This window comes from Pseudoalteromonas sp. S2755, assembly GCF_005886535.1.
Taxonomy (GTDB): Bacteria; Pseudomonadota; Gammaproteobacteria; order Enterobacterales; family Alteromonadaceae; genus Pseudoalteromonas.
Window position 1 is genome coordinate 14,381 of sequence record NZ_PNDS01000030.1, and the last position, 17,046, is coordinate 31,426.

Annotated in this window: 16 protein-coding genes and 2 pseudogenes; 13 read left to right on the forward strand and 5 right to left on the reverse strand. The window is 44.4% G+C overall.

Going from position 1 to position 17,046, the window contains the following annotated elements:
• Positions 1-43: 43 nt before the first annotated feature.
• On the forward strand, positions 44-1,702 hold the full coding sequence (locus CWC03_RS06145) for a SulP family inorganic anion transporter (protein WP_171040212.1): 1,659 nt from the start codon (positions 44-46) through the stop codon (positions 1,700-1,702).
• On the opposite strand, the gene CWC03_RS06150 is transcribed toward CWC03_RS06145, so the two are convergent.
• Complete coding sequence (locus tag CWC03_RS06150; protein WP_138581008.1) at positions 1,689-2,564, reverse strand: LysR substrate-binding domain-containing protein; 876 nt, start codon at positions 2,562-2,564, stop codon at positions 1,689-1,691. The two genes, CWC03_RS06145 and CWC03_RS06150, sit on opposite strands and share 14 nt — an antisense overlap.
• 95 nt (positions 2,565-2,659) lie before the next feature.
• Here CWC03_RS06150 and CWC03_RS06155 point away from each other — a divergent pair, with 95 nt between their 5' ends.
• Together CWC03_RS06155 and fghA are read left to right on the forward strand one after the other, a co-directional pair.
• Positions 2,660-3,781 (forward strand): S-(hydroxymethyl)glutathione dehydrogenase/class III alcohol dehydrogenase, encoded by a 1,122-nt coding sequence (locus CWC03_RS06155; protein ID WP_138581009.1) that lies wholly within the window; start codon positions 2,660-2,662, stop codon positions 3,779-3,781.
• Positions 3,782-3,837: 56 nt separating this feature from the next.
• On the forward strand, positions 3,838-4,680 hold the full coding sequence (gene fghA, locus CWC03_RS06160; RefSeq protein WP_138581010.1) for an S-formylglutathione hydrolase: 843 nt from the start codon (positions 3,838-3,840) through the stop codon (positions 4,678-4,680).
• A 100-nt stretch (positions 4,681-4,780) separates the two neighbouring features.
• On the opposite strand, the pseudogene CWC03_RS06165 reads toward fghA, so the two are convergent.
• Positions 4,781-4,921, reverse strand: a pseudogene (locus CWC03_RS06165) (transposase); the annotation flags it as partial.
• Positions 4,922-5,238: 317 nt separating this feature from the next.
• Here CWC03_RS06165 and CWC03_RS23925 point away from each other — a divergent pair.
• A pseudogene (locus tag CWC03_RS23925) lies at positions 5,239-5,485 on the forward strand (hypothetical protein).
• On the opposite strand, the gene CWC03_RS06170 reads toward CWC03_RS23925, so the two are convergent.
• Positions 5,407-7,305 carry a beta-ketoacyl synthase gene (locus tag CWC03_RS06170; protein ID WP_138581011.1) on the reverse strand — a complete coding sequence of 633 codons (1,899 nt, stop codon included), beginning with the start codon at positions 7,303-7,305 and terminating at the stop codon, positions 5,407-5,409. The pseudogene CWC03_RS23925 and the gene CWC03_RS06170 overlap by 79 nt on opposite strands.
• A gap of 117 nt (positions 7,306-7,422) precedes the next feature.
• Here CWC03_RS06170 and CWC03_RS06175 point away from each other — a divergent pair, with 117 nt between their 5' ends.
• Positions 7,423-8,415 (forward strand): GlxA family transcriptional regulator, encoded by a 993-nt coding sequence (locus tag CWC03_RS06175; RefSeq protein WP_138581012.1) that lies wholly within the window; start codon positions 7,423-7,425, stop codon positions 8,413-8,415.
• Between the two features lie 197 nt (positions 8,416-8,612).
• On the opposite strand, the gene CWC03_RS06185 is transcribed toward CWC03_RS06175, so the two are convergent.
• Both CWC03_RS06185 and CWC03_RS06190 read right to left on the reverse strand, forming a co-directional pair.
• A complete protein-coding gene (locus tag CWC03_RS06185; RefSeq protein ID WP_138581013.1) occupies positions 8,613-9,089 on the reverse strand; it encodes a transcription elongation factor GreAB in 477 nt (158 codons plus the stop codon).
• Positions 9,086-9,520, reverse strand: coding sequence for a hypothetical protein (locus CWC03_RS06190; RefSeq protein WP_138581014.1), 435 nt, complete (start codon positions 9,518-9,520; stop codon positions 9,086-9,088). Before CWC03_RS06190 ends, CWC03_RS06185 begins: the two co-directional genes overlap by 4 nt.
• Positions 9,521-9,826: 306 nt before the next feature.
• Between CWC03_RS06190 and ccoN the strand changes: the two genes are divergently transcribed.
• From ccoN to CWC03_RS06230, 8 genes are all read left to right on the forward strand, one after another.
• Complete coding sequence (gene ccoN / locus CWC03_RS06195; protein WP_010373997.1) at positions 9,827-11,260, forward strand: cytochrome-c oxidase, cbb3-type subunit I; 1,434 nt, start codon at positions 9,827-9,829, stop codon at positions 11,258-11,260.
• A gap of 12 nt (positions 11,261-11,272) precedes the next feature.
• The gene (ccoO, locus tag CWC03_RS06200) at positions 11,273-11,947 is read left to right on the forward strand and encodes a cytochrome-c oxidase, cbb3-type subunit II (RefSeq protein ID WP_099028746.1); all 675 of its coding nucleotides are present in this window, start codon (positions 11,273-11,275) and stop codon (positions 11,945-11,947) included.
• Positions 11,948-11,952: 5 nt separating this feature from the next.
• Positions 11,953-12,138 (forward strand): cbb3-type cytochrome oxidase subunit 3, encoded by a 186-nt coding sequence (locus CWC03_RS06205; protein WP_010373992.1) that lies wholly within the window; start codon positions 11,953-11,955, stop codon positions 12,136-12,138.
• Complete coding sequence (gene ccoP, locus CWC03_RS06210; RefSeq protein WP_138581015.1) at positions 12,135-13,100, forward strand: cytochrome-c oxidase, cbb3-type subunit III; 966 nt, start codon at positions 12,135-12,137, stop codon at positions 13,098-13,100. The genes CWC03_RS06205 and ccoP overlap by 4 nt, the downstream gene beginning before the upstream one ends.
• Positions 13,101-13,218: 118 nt before the next feature.
• Positions 13,219-13,710 (forward strand): FixH family protein, encoded by a 492-nt coding sequence (locus tag CWC03_RS06215; RefSeq protein ID WP_138581016.1) that lies wholly within the window; start codon positions 13,219-13,221, stop codon positions 13,708-13,710.
• A 6-nt stretch (positions 13,711-13,716) separates the two neighbouring features.
• Complete coding sequence (locus CWC03_RS06220; RefSeq protein ID WP_138581017.1) at positions 13,717-16,092, forward strand: heavy metal translocating P-type ATPase; 2,376 nt, start codon at positions 13,717-13,719, stop codon at positions 16,090-16,092.
• Positions 16,089-16,289, forward strand: a complete 201-nt coding sequence (gene ccoS / locus CWC03_RS06225) for a cbb3-type cytochrome oxidase assembly protein CcoS (RefSeq protein ID WP_138581018.1) — start codon at positions 16,089-16,091, stop codon at positions 16,287-16,289. Before CWC03_RS06220 ends, ccoS begins: the two co-directional genes overlap by 4 nt.
• 1 nt (position 16,290) lies before the next feature.
• Positions 16,291-16,962, forward strand: coding sequence for a sulfite exporter TauE/SafE family protein (locus CWC03_RS06230; protein WP_138581019.1), 672 nt, complete (start codon positions 16,291-16,293; stop codon positions 16,960-16,962).
• Positions 16,963-17,046 lie beyond the last annotated feature (84 nt).

Sequence of the window (17,046 nt, forward strand, 5' to 3'; positions counted from 1 at the left end):
TCAGTAGAATGCCGTCAATTCTTTGATCGTTAAAGTCAAAAGTATGATCACACTTAAGAGATTTAAAAACGCCTCTTTAAAAGGTGACCTATTCGGTGGTGTAACCACTGCAATTATTTCTTTACCACTCGCACTCGCTTTTGGAGTTGCCTCTGGCGCTGGCGCAGAAGCTGGGATGTGGGGCGCAATTTTAGTTGGCTTATTTGCCGCGCTGTTCGGTGGTTCGACCTCCCTCATTTCTGAACCAACCGGCCCAATGACTGTTATCATGACAGCAGTACTCACCGCCATGATGAGCAAGTACCCCGAAAATGGTCTTGCGATGGGCTTTACTGTTGTCATGATGGCAGGTGCTTTTCAGGTTTTACTTGGTACGCTCAAGTTAGGTAAATATGTTACCTTGATGCCTTACAGCGTCATCTCCGGATTTATGTCTGGCATTGGTGTTATCCTCATTATTCTGCAGCTCGCTCCTTTACTTGGACATCAAGCGCCTGCAGGTGGTGTTGTTGGCACTTTGTCTAACTTGCCTAGCCTGCTGATGGACTTACACTTTTCTGAGTTGTTCCTCGGAGCGATCACACTTGCAATATTATTTAAAATGCCAAGTAAATGGCGTCAATACGTCCCCGCTCAGCTGGTCGCACTCGTCGCCGTTACACTGCTTTCAATCATTATCTTTGATACAGATAGTATTCGCCGCATTGGAGAAATTCCAAGTGGCCTGCCAAGTATTGTGTTTCCAGTATTATCACCGGAGCTATTCGTTGAAATGCTAATCGACGCACTGGTACTGGGCACTTTGGGTTGTATAGATACGTTGCTAACAGCAGTAATAGCCGACAGTTTAACGCGAACCGAACATGATTCTGATAAAGAACTTAGAGGCCAAGGTATTGCCAATATGATAGCTGGCCTTTTTGGTGCATTGCCAGGTGCTGGCGCAACGATGGGAACTGTGGTCAATATTCAAGTGGGCGCTCGCTCGCCAATCGCTGGCATATTCAGGGCACTAATTTTAATGGCCGTGGTCTTTATCGCGGGCAGCCTGACCGAGCCAATCCCAATGGCGGTGCTTGCTGGTATTGCTGTGTATGTTGGTTTTAATATTCTGGATTGGAGTTTTATCCAGCGTGCTCATAAGCTTAGTGTCAGTCAAATGGCGATTATGTATGGCGTAATGCTCCTTACCGTTTTTGTTGACCTGATTGTTGCCGTGGGCCTTGGCGTATTTATCTCTAATGTAATGATCATAGAGAGATTAAGCCGAGTGCAAGCCAATCACGTAAAAGCAATTAGTGACAGTGATAGCGATGAAGATGTGCCTCTTACGAAAAAAGAAAGCGAGCTGTTAGATAAAGCCAACGGTAAATTATTATTCTTTTATCTTTCCGGTCCAATGATTTTTAGCGTCTCAAAAGCAATCGCAAGACAACACCGCAAGATTAGTGAATACAAAGCCATGGTATTAGATCTAAGCGACGTAGCTATGATTGATGTCACCGTAGGCTTGGCCATTGAAAATGCAATTACAGATGCACTCGATGCTGACTGTAGTGTATTTATCTACTCACCGAATTTGGAAACCACCGACAAACTGAAGCGCTTAAACATTCATGACCGTCTAGGCGACCGCGCATTTTGTGATAGTCGTGAAATAGCACTCAGTCAAGCCATTGATACTATGGCTAAAACTTATTAAAGTGCGCACTCAAGTGATCCAGTAATAACCGTAAGCTGGTGGCGACAAATTGTCTGGGTGGATACAGCGCCCAGACGCCCTCTTCTTCAGGTCTAAAGCTGGTTAGTACCTCTGTTAACTCACCTCTCTCTAGCGCCTCTTGCACATAATAGTGTGGTAACTGTACCAAACCTAAGCCTTGCTTTGCTGCTTTCAAAAGCCCCCAACCACTGTTGCAACGCAGTGGCCCCGCCACTCTAATTTGCCGCGCTTTACCATGCTCAACAAAGCGCCATTCGCTGCTATTACCAATCAAACATTTATGATTGCTAAGCTCAGCGAGCGTATGTGGTTGGCCAAATTGATTTAAATAGATATTCGCGCCACACACCATGGTTTTACGTGTGGTTAGCCGTTTAGCGCGCAGTGATGAATCCTGTAACTTACCGAGGCGAATGGCCAAGTCAAAGCCCTTATCGAGCAAGTCGACTTGGTTGTTCGTCAAATGCATTTCAACTTCTACTTTTGGATACAAACGCATAAAGTCAACCACGGCAGGCATGACATAAGATTCGCCATACATCACCGGTGCGGTAAGCTTAAGTTTACCTGTTGGCTGTCTATCACGTTGACGAATCGCAGCAGTGGCGTCATCTAATCCATGCTGCAAATGCTTTGCGTGAGATAAAAATACTTCTCCTTCCTGAGTCAGCGCTAATTTTCGGGTGGTGCGCGTCAAAAGTTGTATGTTGAGCCGCTCCTCTAACATTTTCACTCGGCGACTAATTTGTGCAACCGAAGTATTTAACTGAGTTGCAGCCCCGCTAAATGAGCCATTACTCGCGACCGCAACAAACTCATCAATGCCAATCCATCTATCCATTATTACATGTACGTAAAAGTCTTTATAATTTTTATAGATTATCAAAAATCATAATGTAGTTATACTGCTATCAACTTTTAAGAAAGGAACAAACCATGTCTGAATTTATTAAATCTAAAGCAGCAATCGCTTGGGGTCCAGGTCAACCGCTTAGTATTGAAGAAGTTGATGTTATGCCACCGCAAAAAGGCGAAGTCTTAGTTAAAATTACCGCAACGGGCGTATGTCATACCGATGCTTTCACCCTGTCTGGCGACGATCCTGAGGGCGTATTCCCAGCCATTTTAGGTCATGAAGGCGCAGGTATTGTTGAAGCGGTTGGTGAAGGCGTTACCAGTGTTGCCGTTGGCGACCACGTGATCCCATTGTACACACCGGAGTGTGGCGAATGTAAGTTTTGTAAGTCTGGTAAAACGAACCTTTGTCAGCAGATCCGTGAAACCCAAGGTAAAGGCTTGATGCCTGATGGCACAACCCGCTTTTATAAAGATGGCCAACCAATTTATCACTACATGGGCACGTCAACGTTCTCTGAGTACACTGTACTGCCAGAAATTTCCTTGGCTAAGGTAAACAAAGAAGCACCTCTTGAGGAGATCTGCTTGCTTGGCTGTGGCGTTACAACAGGAATGGGCGCAGTAATGAATACCGCTAAAGTGCAAAAAGGCGATACCGTCGCCATTTTTGGCCTAGGTGGGATCGGCTTGTCCGCTATCATTGGCGCGGCAATGGCTGGCGCGAGTCGGATCATCGGTATCGACATCAATGAAGATAAGTTTGAGCTGGCGACAAAGCTTGGGGCAACCGATCTTATCAACCCGAAAAACTTCGACAAACCTATTCAAGAAGTGATCGTTGAAATGACCGATGGCGGTGTGGATTTCTCGTTCGAATGTATCGGTAACGTGGATGTCATGAGAAGTGCCCTTGAGTGCTGTCACAAAGGCTGGGGTGAGTCGGTGATCATCGGTGTTGCTGGGGCTGGACAAGAAATTTCAACACGCCCATTCCAATTGGTTACTGGTCGCGTATGGCGCGGTAGTGCTTTTGGTGGCGTAAAAGGTCGCTCAGAGCTTCCTGAGATTGTTGAACGCTATATGGCTGGTGAATTCAAACTCAATGACTTTATCACTCATACCATGAAGCTCGAAGATATTAATGAAGCCTTTGATTTAATGCATGAAGGCAAGAGTATCCGTTCTGTGATCCATTACTAGTACCCGTTCAAGGACGCACAGGTTGCGTCCTATTTCACTTAATTAAGGAGCACTTGATGGAACTGATTTCCAGCAACAAAGTATCCGGCGGTTGGCATAAGCGCTACAAACATACCAGCCAGTCGACGCAGTGTGAAATGACCTTCGCCATTTTTTTACCTGAAATCGTCAATGGAGGACAACAAGTCCCGGTTCTATATTGGCTCTCAGGCTTAACTTGCAGCGATGAAAACTTCATGCAAAAAGCAGGCGCGTTTAAAAAAGCCAACGAGCTTGGCATCGCTATTGTCGCACCAGATACAAGCCCGCGCGGAGAAGGCGTTGCAGATGACGAAAATGGTGCTTATGACTTTGGTCTAGGTGCAGGGTTTTACGTCAATGCGACACAGGCGCCATATAGTCAACATTATCAAATGTATGACTACGTGACTGAAGAGCTGCCTCAGTTAATCGAAGCGCACTTCCCAGTTAGCCCGCAAAAAGCCATTAGTGGCCACTCCATGGGTGGTCATGGTGCATTAATTATTGGGCTTAGAAACCCTGACGCCTATACGAGTATCTCAGCATTTAGCCCAATCGTTAACCCAAGTAACTGCCCCTGGGGTCAAAAAGCGCTAACAGGATATTTAGGTGACGACAAACAGCGCTGGCAACAATATGACGCGACCGAACTCTTGTCGCACTATGTTGGACCAACAAAACGCCCGATACTCATTGAGCAAGGTTCAAGTGACCAGTTTTTAGACGAGCAGCTAAAACCTTGGTTATTCGAACAAGCTGCAGAAAAAGCAAACTACCCTATCACGCTAAACATGCATGAAGGTTACGATCATAGCTATTTCTTTATCTCGAGCTTTATTGAACATCACCTTGAGTTTCATGCTAAATATCTGAGATAAACCTGAATACTGTTTGCGCATTTGAGCACTAAGCTAAAAGTAAAAGATCCACCTTCTAAAGAAGGTGGCTTTGCATTAGCCCCCTAGAAGGGGGCGTTGTTTACTGAAGTGTTAACTGCGCCTGCTCTTGCACCTCTTCCTTTTCTTGGTGCCTGACATACCGCCTTATTATTTCTTCATTTATCCCTACAGTATCTACGAAGTACCCTCTCTGCCAAAAATGGTTTCCCATAACTTGTTTTTCCTTATATGACTTCGCTAAAAATCAAGTAAGGAATTAACATGAGTATTTTTTCAGGCAAAGCCTAAATGATGATAACCACCTACTGAAGTAGGTGGTTTAGGGCCGAAAATAAAAAAGGCGTACTCCCTGTACGCCTTGCTTGCTTAACATTAGTGCCTATTTATCTTTCAAGTTTGTTTTTGCAGCAGTTTGATTACCATTTATACTAGGCAGAGCCTGCGTAGCATAGTTGTTCTATGTGAGTCAGGCGATAAAGACTTTGTGCTCCTGCAAAGTCACTTTACCCCACATCCTTGTGGGGCAACACAGTAGAAATGCCAATCAATCGCTGCCCTTTGGGTTCACCTAAGTGCGTTGTTCATTGTTGCTCAACTTTTGCCTAAATTACTAGGCGGCAAGTCGAGCGCCGCGACCAAAACACACTCAGGAGAACAAAAATCAAACAGCAAAGGTCAACATGCCCTATTCTTTGTATCAAATCATCAGATTAAATCGCCGTATGGATTCGTTGGACAAAGCTGTATGCTTTGCTCGAACCCAGGAATGGTTAACTCTCGCTGACTTAAATTCAATTCAGACTCATCAATCATGCCATTGCCAAAACGGTAAATGAGCTCGTACTGACCATAATCGGCCGCTTGCTGATATGCAATTTGTCTTTGTGTTGTAATGGCAAGTTGTTGCTCGTAACTTGCAAACTCAGCTTGGCTATAACGCTTGCTTAGTAGCTGCTTCGTGAGCCTCGGAGAAAATACCGTTGCCGTTGCATTGTTACCACCAAAGCCCTTTGAATTTATAAAGGCGATATCCATTGGCTCGCACTCATAGTGCTCGGTACGAATATCTAAATGCTCTGCGTGAACATCTTCAGCCACTGCATTCATCGTGGTGATCCCTGGCATAATATTGTATTCGAACACCCCAAGTGCCATCGCAAGCTGATCGCCAGATGCCGGCGCGATGGTATGACCAACATAGGCTTTTGGCGCCGCCACTTTCCAACCATTAATCGCAAAAGTTTCTGCAATTTTGTGGTAGATAAGCGACTCAGTAACCCGGTTTTGTGGTGTACTTGAACCATGTGCCAAAATAAAGCTGCGTTTTGCTAATGCCTCAGTACCTGCGATTTGCTGAGCCAACGCGACCGATTTTGCCATGGTAATATAGTTACCAGGTCCAGGTGCCGTAATCGACTTTTTCACGCCGTCGGCGTTGACATATACATCGGCCACAGAGCCCATAATCTGCGCCCCAAGCTCAAGCGCCAAGCCGTCATCCATCAAAATCGCCACTTGCGCACCTTCACCAATGGTAAAGCCACAGTTTTCTCCAAAAGGACGACTTGTTTTGCGATAATCTACATGCTCAGTACCATCAAGTTTACGCAAACCTTCTTCATTTGCGAGTGCGCCCATATTACCGAAGCCTTCAATGATCTCTGGTGTAATAGCACACTCAACGCTGGCTACAATCGCCACTCGAGTACGGCCAGCCTGAATATCATTCACTGCAGCGCGGAGGTTATATAGAAACGTCGCACAGGCACCTGATGTCGTAAATGTTGTGCCAACGCTGCCAGTAACATAAGCGTTGATAAAGTCAGTGGACATGGTGTTGAGTCCTAACGCCAACTGCTTAGTGCTTACTCGGTCGCCACGTAAACGACTACGTACTAATCCACCTAAGCCCTCATCATTCATTTGCCCTGCCACAGAGGCGGAGTATGTGCCGATCTGATCTGGGCGAACACTATTCATCACTTTATCCCACTCAAGACCCGTTGAGCGGATAGCGTCGGTGGCAGCAAAAATCGTCGCCTGAAGGCCGCGTGGTTGGTAACGGCTGTTATACATGAGTGACGGCTCAAAGCCCGTTGGTAATTGACCTGCGGCTTTAATTGGATTGTCTCTATAGCTATCGTGCTTAACTTCAATCTGGTCCGCAATGGTTACTTCAACCGTTTTTGGATCAAGCTCAATCACTTGCCAAGCTGCAGGAACTGGCTCTGGTAAGTCACGCTTACGACAACTGAATACTATCTTGCTGTCATCATTTGCTTTCATTGTGAGCTTTTGCTGCCAAGGAGTCGCATCTACATCAAAATGGTTTTTTTCAATTTTACGGATCAACGTTCCCGCTAAAATCTGCTCACCAAAACGCGACTCAATCTCCACCTCTTGAACGACTTGGTCGTTTTGGTCAATCAGCTGACCATCTTCATAACGCACTAAGTTCATTAAACTCGCAAGGCCCAAATAGGTCTCTTGTCGGTCTTTAGCATTTAGCTTATCAAGTACAATACGTTTGTAGCCTTGATGGAAAGAGGTGCGCCCCGCGGCGTTAATCCCCCCCATTCCTACAATAATTGGCAATGCTGTCATGTCGTTCCTACTTCTGAACTAAGATAATGACTTGATTTTAATTGCATTCGAATTTAAGTTTTTACAAAATACGCCACACATAAATCATTTTTCGCCAAAACAAAGAGGTCGGAGCAGATGAGATCCTGTACCAAGGTCGCCATTGTGCTTTACAAGCATATGCTCGTTACCAGTGTCACCTTACCGCTGGAGATGCTCAAAGCCGGACAAGCCTTTGCTAAAGTACATTTAAAAGAGGCTTATGTTCCTTTAGAAGTTCTCCTTTGCAGCAGCCAAGGCGAGGCAGTCAAGGCCGATAATTACATGAGGCTTGAGGCACAAAGTGACGTTAGCTCATTACCTTTATATGACTACATTATTGTGCCAAGCATATGGCGAAACCCAAGGCCAATTGTAAGACAAAACCAAGCGCTGAGTGAGTCGCTTGCGGATGCATGGGACGCTGGAAGCACACTGATTGGTGTTGGCACGGGTGTTTGCTTTTTAGCAAGTTCTGGCCTGCTTGATGGGCATTCGGCAACGACCCACTGGCATTTTGCCAAACAATTTTCTCAGCTATATCCCAATGTTGAGTTAAAACCGGATTACTTTATCACGCAATCAGAGCGGATCTACACTGTAGCCAGCTTAAATGCGCTGGCCGATGTAATTGTTCATATTATTGAGTTACTATACGGGATAGAAGCCGCACACCATGTGCAGCAAAACTTTTCTCATGAAATTCGTAAGCCTTACGAAGAACAGCGCTACTTAGAGGGTGCTGTGGACCGTCATGCTGATGAGCAAATCGCTGCAATTCAATTTTGGCTGAAAAATAATGCCGCATCGGAAATCTCTTTACCCACTGTCGCGGCGCAATTTGATTTGAGCTATCGCACCTTTAACCGCCGCTTTAAACAAGCAACAGGACAAACCGCCGTTGCCTACTTACAACAGGTGCGTATTGAGATGTGCAAAGAGCTGCTCGCGAGCAGTAACCTCTCCATTCAAGATATTGCCCTTGCTTGTGGATTTAATTCACAAGGGCAATTAAGCAGAGTATTTCGGCAATTAATGGGAAAATCACCAAGCACATACAGGGCAATAGTAAGAAAGAAATTATTCTCGTAGTAAGACTAGGGAGGACAGCGCTTGATTAGCATTTCTTCTCAAGGATGTGGGGTAAGGTGACTTTGCAGGAGCACAAAGTCTTTATCGCCTGACTCACATAGAGTAACTATGCTACGCAGGCTCCACCCTGTATAAATACCAATCAAACTGCTGCAAAAACAAACTTGAAAGATAAACAGGCTCTAAATAAAACCACTCTACAGTATTTGCATCACAGTTAACGTTTGCTGTTGGCCTTTGAAGAAAAACGAAATATCTTCGTCTACGGTTAACCCTTTTAGCCGCTTGCCAAGGGGGGCATCAAACGTTAACACCAGCACAGGTGTTTCTTTAGTTTGGATTTTTAACCCGCCTTCGCAAGGTGCAAAATAGAACCAATGACAATCGCCCTGCTCGTCTTCAATTTCAACTAATGCATTATGTGTGATTATATTACCCACAGCTAAAGTCAATTGATTGAATATCGTTTGTTTTGCCAAATGCATGGCATCAACGCGTTCACTTTGTCCTTCGGCTAAATAGCCATACTCGATACTCAACGAGTCGTATTGTGTTTCGGCTGCACTTTGTTCATGGGTAGCGTCAGCACGTGCACTGTTTGCCGCTTCGGTGGCTTCAATCAGCTTTTGTTCAAGTGCAAACTTGAGATATTCGATAAAAACAGATTTATTCATTGGTAGTTTACAGCTATTGGATGACTGGTAGTAACAGACTGGCCGTTAACGGTTAGCGCTAAACGCAAAATCCAACGCATAGCCTTATCCGTGCATACACCGACCATGGTTTTTGCTATCAGTGTATTTTTGTCAAAGAACACCGGGATTCTCCCCATATTCATATTTTCTCCCTCAAGCCATGCCGAGACGACCTCTACTTTAGTCGCACTTTTTAGCCCAATGGTAAATTCTGTTTCAGGTTGAACCAGCTCTGAGCCCAGATAAATCTGCACTTGTGGGGTTAAATCACAGGGCGCTGAAAAATTACAGACATTTCTTGTTACTGAACTTTCACTTTTTTCTGAACTTTCATGTATAATAGTAGTCGGGTCTGAACAGGCCACGAGGAAAACACCTAGCAACCCGATTGTTAATTGCTTTGCAATCATGAGGGATTTACCGTCACTTCTGAATCCTGCGCAGTGTACGCAAGTTTCAGGGCAAATGCTAGGTTGTTTAAGAAGCGAACAAAAAGCGTGTGAAAACTTGATTGATGTCATAATTTTAGGCGTTTTAGGTATCTTTTCATAAGCAAAAAAATTATCATTTCCTCGCAAAAATAAAGGTTTCTCGGGCTGGTTAGGTTTTTACTCATCTTTTGAGTTAAAACATGACGGGCCTGAAGAAATATAACTAGGGCCTGTAATTCAGGTAATTCATTTCTAATCGCAATAAATTGCAGCGGAATCCAGAAAATGAGCCAAACAGTAGCATCACAAACTGAGTACAATTATAAAGTTGTACGCCAATTCGCTATCATGACAGTGATTTGGGGCATTGTTGGCATGGGTGTAGGTGTATTTATCGCAGCGCAACTTGCGTGGCCTGCGTTAAACTTCGACATTCCATGGTTAACTTACTCTAGACTTCGTCCGTTACACACGAACGCAGTAATCTTTGCATTTGGTACAAGTGCACTATTTGCAACCTCTTACTATGTTGTTCAGCGCACGTGTCAAACGCGCCTGTTCTCTGACAAACTTGCCGCATTTACCTTCTGGGGTTGGCAAGCCATCATCGTATCTGCGGCTATCACGCTTCCTCTAGGTATTACTTCTTCAAAAGAATACGCTGAACTTGAGTGGCCAATTGATATCGCAATCGCGGTAGTATGGGTTACTTATGCTGTCGTATTCTTTGGTACTCTTATCAAGCGTAAAGTGTCACACATCTATGTAGCAAACTGGTTCTACGCTGGTTTCATTATCACTGTTGCAGTACTTCACATTGTAAACAGTATGGCTATTCCTGTATCACTTACTAAATCTTATTCAATCTACGCAGGTGCAGTAGATGCGATGGTTCAGTGGTGGTATGGTCACAACGCAGTCGGTTTCCTACTTACCGCTGGTTTCTTAGGTATGATGTACTACTTCGTACCAAAACAAGCAGGTCGTCCAGTGTACTCTTACCGTCTATCGGTTGTTCACTTCTGGGCTCTTGTTTCTCTATATATTTGGGCAGGTCCCCACCACCTTCACTACACAGCACTACCTGATTGGACACAGTCTTTAGGTATGGTGATGTCAGTTATCCTATTCGTTCCTTCTTGGGGCGGTATGATCAACGGTATCATGACGTTGTCAGGTGCTTGGCACAAACTGCGTACTGACCCAGTACTGCGCTTCTTAGTTGTATCTCTATCTTTCTACGGTATGTCTACGTTCGAAGGCCCAATGATGGCTATTAAGTCTGTAAATGCCCTTTCACACTACACAGACTGGACTGTAGGTCACGTACACTCAGGTGCACTAGGCTGGGTTGCGATGATTTCTATCGGTGCAATTTACCACCTAATCCCAGCCCTATTTGGTCACGGTAACATGTATAGTATCAAGCTAGTTAACACGCATTTCTGGCTACATACAGTAGGTGTTGTGCTTTATATCGTTGCAATGTGGATCTCTGGTGTTATGCAAGGCCTAATGTGGCGTGCGGTAAATGCTGACGGTACATTGATGTATAGCTTTGTTCAGTCACTAGAAGCTTCTAAGCCTTTCTATATCATGCGATTCCTAGGCGGTGTATTCATCGTAGTTGGTATGCTGGTAATGGCTTACAACGTATTCCGTACGGTTACTGCAAAAAGTGGTCAACTTGCCACTGATGCAAACCCGCAAGTGGCTTAAGGGGTATTGAGTATGAGCAATAATAACTCAACAAACAAACACGAAATCGTTGAAAAGAACGTTGGCCTGATGGCTATCCTAACGGTATTCGCGATTAGCTTCGGTGCACTAGTTGAAATTACTCCTCTAATGTTCCAAAAAGATACCACTCAGCCAGTAGAAGGCTTACGACCACTTACTGCGCTTGAAATGGAAGGCCGCGACATTTATGTTCGTGAGGGTTGTTACAACTGTCACTCACAAATGGTTCGTCCATTCCGTGATGAAGTTGAACGCTATGGCCACTACTCTGTAGCCGGTGAATCTGTATGGGATCACCCATTCCAGTGGGGTTCTAAGCGTACAGGTCCTGATTTGGCACGTGTTGGTCAGCGTTACTCTGACGACTGGCACTACGCACACTTAATGGATCCTCGCTCGGTGGTACCTGAGTCAAACATGCCAGGCTATCCTTGGCTTGATAGCACTAAAGTAGATACCACTTATACTCTGAAAAAATTACAAGTGTTCCGTGATGCATTTGGTATTGATAAGTCATCAGACCGCTACAATGGCAAAGGCTACGGTGATGATGCTGAACTGCAAGCGCAAGTGGATGAAATCCACGCGATGAACGGTGGCGAAGGTGCAACAGAAATGCAAGCACTTATCGCTTACTTACAACAACTTGGCACACATTTGAAGTAATTGTTATGGATTACGGCACATACAGAGGCATTTTGACTCTGGTAATTTTGGTACTGTTTATAGTGATTGTTGTATGGGCATATAGCAAGCGGTCTAAGCGCCGTTTCGACGACGCTGCTAATGCCATTTTTGAAGATGAAAAAAAACACAACAACACTATCTCTAACGAGGAAAAGGAGTCTGAAAAATGACTAGCTTTTGGAGTATTTGGGTTATCGTACTAACCCTAGCGTGTCTAGCTCTGATTTTCGGCCTGCTGATTTGGAACCTGAAAAACTACACAGGTGTCAAAGAAGGCGAAAGCTGTGGTCACGAGTTCGACGGAATTGAGGAATTAAATAATCCACTACCAAAGTGGTGGACTTACATGTTCTTCGCGACTTTTGTTTGGTCAGTATATTATCTTGCTGCTTACCCAGGTCTTGGTAACTTTAAAGGCTTCTTGAACTGGACGAGCTCTAACCAAGGTATTACTACCTTGGAAGAGTCTAAGAAAGCGGTTGCTGAAGCACATGAAAATGGCCAGTGGGTACAGCTTGATAAAGAAGTCGAAGCAGCTGAAGCTCGCTTTGGTCCTATCTTCCAAGAATTTGCAAAACAAGACGTACTTGCACTTGCAAAAAATGAAGAAGCCCTTGAAATCGGTCAGCGGTTATTCTCGCAAAACTGTGCTCAGTGCCATGGCTCTGATGCTCGTGGTGGCTCAGGCTTTCCTAACCTAACTGATAATGACTGGTTATATGGCGGCACGCCAGACGCAATTAAAGCGACATTACTTCACGGTCGTGTTGCCGCAATGCCTGGTTGGCAAGATGCACTTGGTGATCAAGGCATAAAGGAAATGACCGCTTATGTACTAAGCCTTTCTGGACGAACTGTTAACCAAAAAGATGCTGATGCTGGTAAAGCTAAGTTTGCAATGTGTGCAGCTTGTCATGGTATGGATGGTAAAGGTTCTGTTGCACATAATCTACCATTTGGTGCACCGAACTTAACCGACAATATCTGGCTATACGGTGGTTCTCAGCGTGCAGTTGAAGACACACTTCGCCATGGTCGTGCAGGTGTAATGCCAGCATGGAAAGATATCTTAGGTGAAGATAAAGTACACCTTCTAACAGCGTATGTTTATAGCTTGTCACAAGACCAATAGGCCTCGCTTTTAGAACATTATTTGAGATCAAAAAAGCCTCCATTTGGAGGCTTTTTTTTAGGTATTTACCGCAATTTACGGTAGAATATGGGCAAGTTTTATAGCCATGTGAGCAACTATGAACCCTACCCCTTGGTATAAGAATTTTTGGCCTTGGTTTTTAATTTTTTTCCCACTCGTTACTGTTGTTGCCTGTGTTTTCCTCATTACATTTGCAGTCGGTAATGGCCCAGATATGGTCGTTGATGACTACTACAAAAAAGGTAAAGCAATCAATCTAGAGTTGAGTAAGTTTGATAAAGCAAAAGCGCTCTATTTACATGGTGACCTGCAAGTAGCAGAGCAGAAAGTCATCTTTAAGTTTACTAAGGGCGATGCTTCTAAAGTTCACGCATTAAAGCTCTCTTTTTATCACCGTACTATTGAGAAATACGATTTTACAGTCACGCTGACTAAAAACGCCAGCGGTGAGTTTACGGGCTTATTTGATGAACCACATAGCGGTGCATTTACCGTATTTATAGAACCAATGGACAACAGTTGGAAAATGAAAGAAAAGATCCAACTGCCTCATGATGGTATTATCGCGGTCACTCCACAGTATAAGTAAGCTGCCATGGCAAATTCGTGTTTTCATTGTTTGGAGCCTATTCCTAAAGGGTTTATAGGCTCAGTTACCTTTGAGGGTAACGCACAACCGGTTTGCTGTATTGGCTGCCAGGCCGTTGCCGAAACCATTATTTCTCAAGGTATGAGTGACTACTATACTTACCGCACAGAAAGTGCAGGTAAAGTTGAAGAGCTTGTACCTGAACAACTCAAAATGCTACTCAGCTATGATAATGACGAGATCCAAGAGGACTTCGTCGAAATTAGCGGTGAACACAAAGAGGTACTTCTCAGTGTTGAAGGAATAAGCTGCGCCGCTTGTGCTTGGCTTATCGAAAAACAACTGCTGGCGCTCGGCGGTATCGTGCGCGTTGATGTTAACACCTCCACCCATCGCGCCATGATTGTATGGCAAGATAAGCACGTTAAGTTAAGCGATATCATTAAATCTTTGATGGAAATCGGCTATAAGGCTTACCCGTTTCAAGCCGATGAAGAAGCTGCACAAAAGCAAGCCGTGGCGAAAGCATATATCCGTCGTTTAGGCGTTGCTGGCCTCATGACTATGCAAGTGATGATGTTTGCATTTGCCATGTACTTTGGCATGTTTTCTGGCATGGAAGAGGACTTTGAACAGTACTTTCGTTGGATAAGCCTCGTGCTTGCCTCTCCTGTTATTCTATATTCGGCAATGCCATTTTTAACCAATGCAGTTAAAGGACTGAAAGCTAAACAACTGAATATGGATCTCCCTGTTTCACTTGCTATATTCGGAGCCTACGGCGCCAGCACTTACGCTACTTTTATGGAAGTCGGCGAAGTCTATTTTGAATCCATCTGTATGTTTACCTTCTTGCTGTTGTTAGGTAAATACCTTGAGTTCAGGGCCAGACTCAAAGCCAGTGAGTTTACTGCAAACCTGCAAAAGCTGCTGCCATTGACCGCCAGAAAGGTTGATGAGAATAACAATGAACAACATATTGCTGCCAAAAAGCTAAAACTGAACGATCTGATACTAGTTAAGGCTGGAGAAACTATTCCTGCGGATGGCTTAGTGATCAAAGGCCATACCACCGTTGATGAGTCGATGATGACAGGCGAACATTTGCCAGTTAAGAAATATCAAGGCCATCAAGTGTATGCAGGAACCGTGAATCATGACGGTGTAATTACGTTAGAGATCAATAAAATTGGGCAAAATACCCTGCTCAACCAGATTATTCGACTGCAGCATAACGCACTTACCAAACGCCCTAAGTTGGTGGAAATCACCGATAAAGTCGCCCAGTGGTTTGTTGCCTGTCTATTAATTTTTGCCTCAATTACCGCCATCGGCTGGTACCCAATTTCACCAGATAAGGCTTTTTGGGTCACGATTTCAGTGCTAGTAGCAACCTGCCCTTGTGCGTTAAGCCTTGCGATACCAACCGCGCTTACCTGCGCCGTTGCGTCACTTACGAAAAAAGGAATTTTGATTAAAGAAGCCCATGTTTTAGAAACGGCAACCAAATTAACGCGTGTTGCCTTTGACAAAACAGGCACCCTTACCGAAGGACGTTTCTCAATTAAACACATTGAGTTACTGCAAACGGAATACAACGAGCAACAAGTCTTGGATTTCGCAGCAGCGTTAGAGCGCTTTTCAGAGCACCCAATCGCTCGCGCATTTGCACATATCACCCCAACCGAAAACCTAGTCCAAGACGTCGAAGTTGTGGCCGGCTCAGGGATCCGCGGTCACTGGCAGGGAGTCACTATTGCCCTTGGGAAGAGCCATTGGTTTGATAACCACGCGTCATTTGCTCAAGCTACCTTATTCATTAACAACAACGCAGTTGCAGATTTTTACTTCAATGACAAAGTAAAAAGCAATGCTGAAACAGTTGTTGAACAGCTACAACAAGCTGGCCTTACATGCCACATGCTAACTGGGGATAGCTCCAATGCAGGCAAAGAGTTATCGCAGCAGTTAGCATTAGATAGCTACCAAAGCGCTTGCACACCAGAGATTAAGCAACAAACCGTTGAGGCTTGGTCCAAACAAGGCGAGATTGTCGCTATGGTTGGTGATGGCATCAACGACAGCCCAGTATTCAATAGCGCTCACTTGTCAGTTGCGATGGATACCGGCGCTGATATCTCAAAGAATACCGCTGATGTGGTGTTGTTAAATAGCGATTTGAATGCCATTCTAGCCCTTCAGCAAGTAGCGAAACAAACGCGCAGAATAGTAAAGCAAAACTTAACCATATCACTTTTGTATAACGGCTCCATTTTGCCACTCGCTGCACTTGGCCTCATTCCACCTTGGATAGCAGTTATTGGCATGTCAGCTAGCTCGATCATCGTGATCGGTAATTCATTAAGGTTATTAAAGCTATGAGTATCATCTACGTATTAATACCTATCGCCATTTTATTCGTCATTATTGCTATTGGCATTTTCTTTTGGGCAGTAAAAAGCGAACAATTTTCAGATTTGAATAAACAGGGTCACAGCATCTTATTCGATGATGATAAAGTGCAAGCGGTTGATAAGTCCGAGAAACCGAAGACTGACAAGAGTAACAACGACAACTAGCATGAATGAAATAAGTTTGCTAAGCGCATTTGTAATGGGGCTTGCGGGAAGTGGTCACTGCTTAGTGATGTGCGGCGGTATTGCCAGCTCACTGCAACTGGCGAGCAAACAACTTTCTGCAGTGGCTGTTACCCTATTGTACAATATCGGACGTATCTCTAGCTATGCGCTTGCCGGCAGTCTAGTTGCCCTGCTTGGAGCAAGTCTTGCAAAACAAAACACAGCTATCGCCAATACGCTACAATTGATGAGTGGGATTTTTATGGTGCTTGTCGCTATTTACGTAATGCGCTTAGCCAGCACTTTAAAATGGTTAGAGTCGTTTGCTAAAAGCTTGATTTGGCAACATATTGTTAAGCTCAATCGCCATTTGGTCCCTGTCAATACAAAAACCAAAGCTCTTTGCTACGGAGCCCTGTGGGGATGGCTACCTTGTGGCCTGGTTTATTCAGCTTTAACGTGGACATTACAAGCCCAATCACCTTTCGAAGGGGCCCTCATTATGCTCGCTTTTGGGACGGGTACAATGCCTGCGCTTATCGCCATTGGGCAATCAGCGCAACTACTTCAAAAGTTTATAAATCATGTAGTTACTCGTATCATTATGGGTAATTTATTGATTTGGTATGGTGTTTATTTAATTATTATTGCAACTGATAAGTTAGTACATTAACCTATCCTTATCTAAGCAGACTCATCATTTAAGAAGAGTGATTAACATTTTGAGATTAGGAGCTCCAATTGATAATCAAGCTTC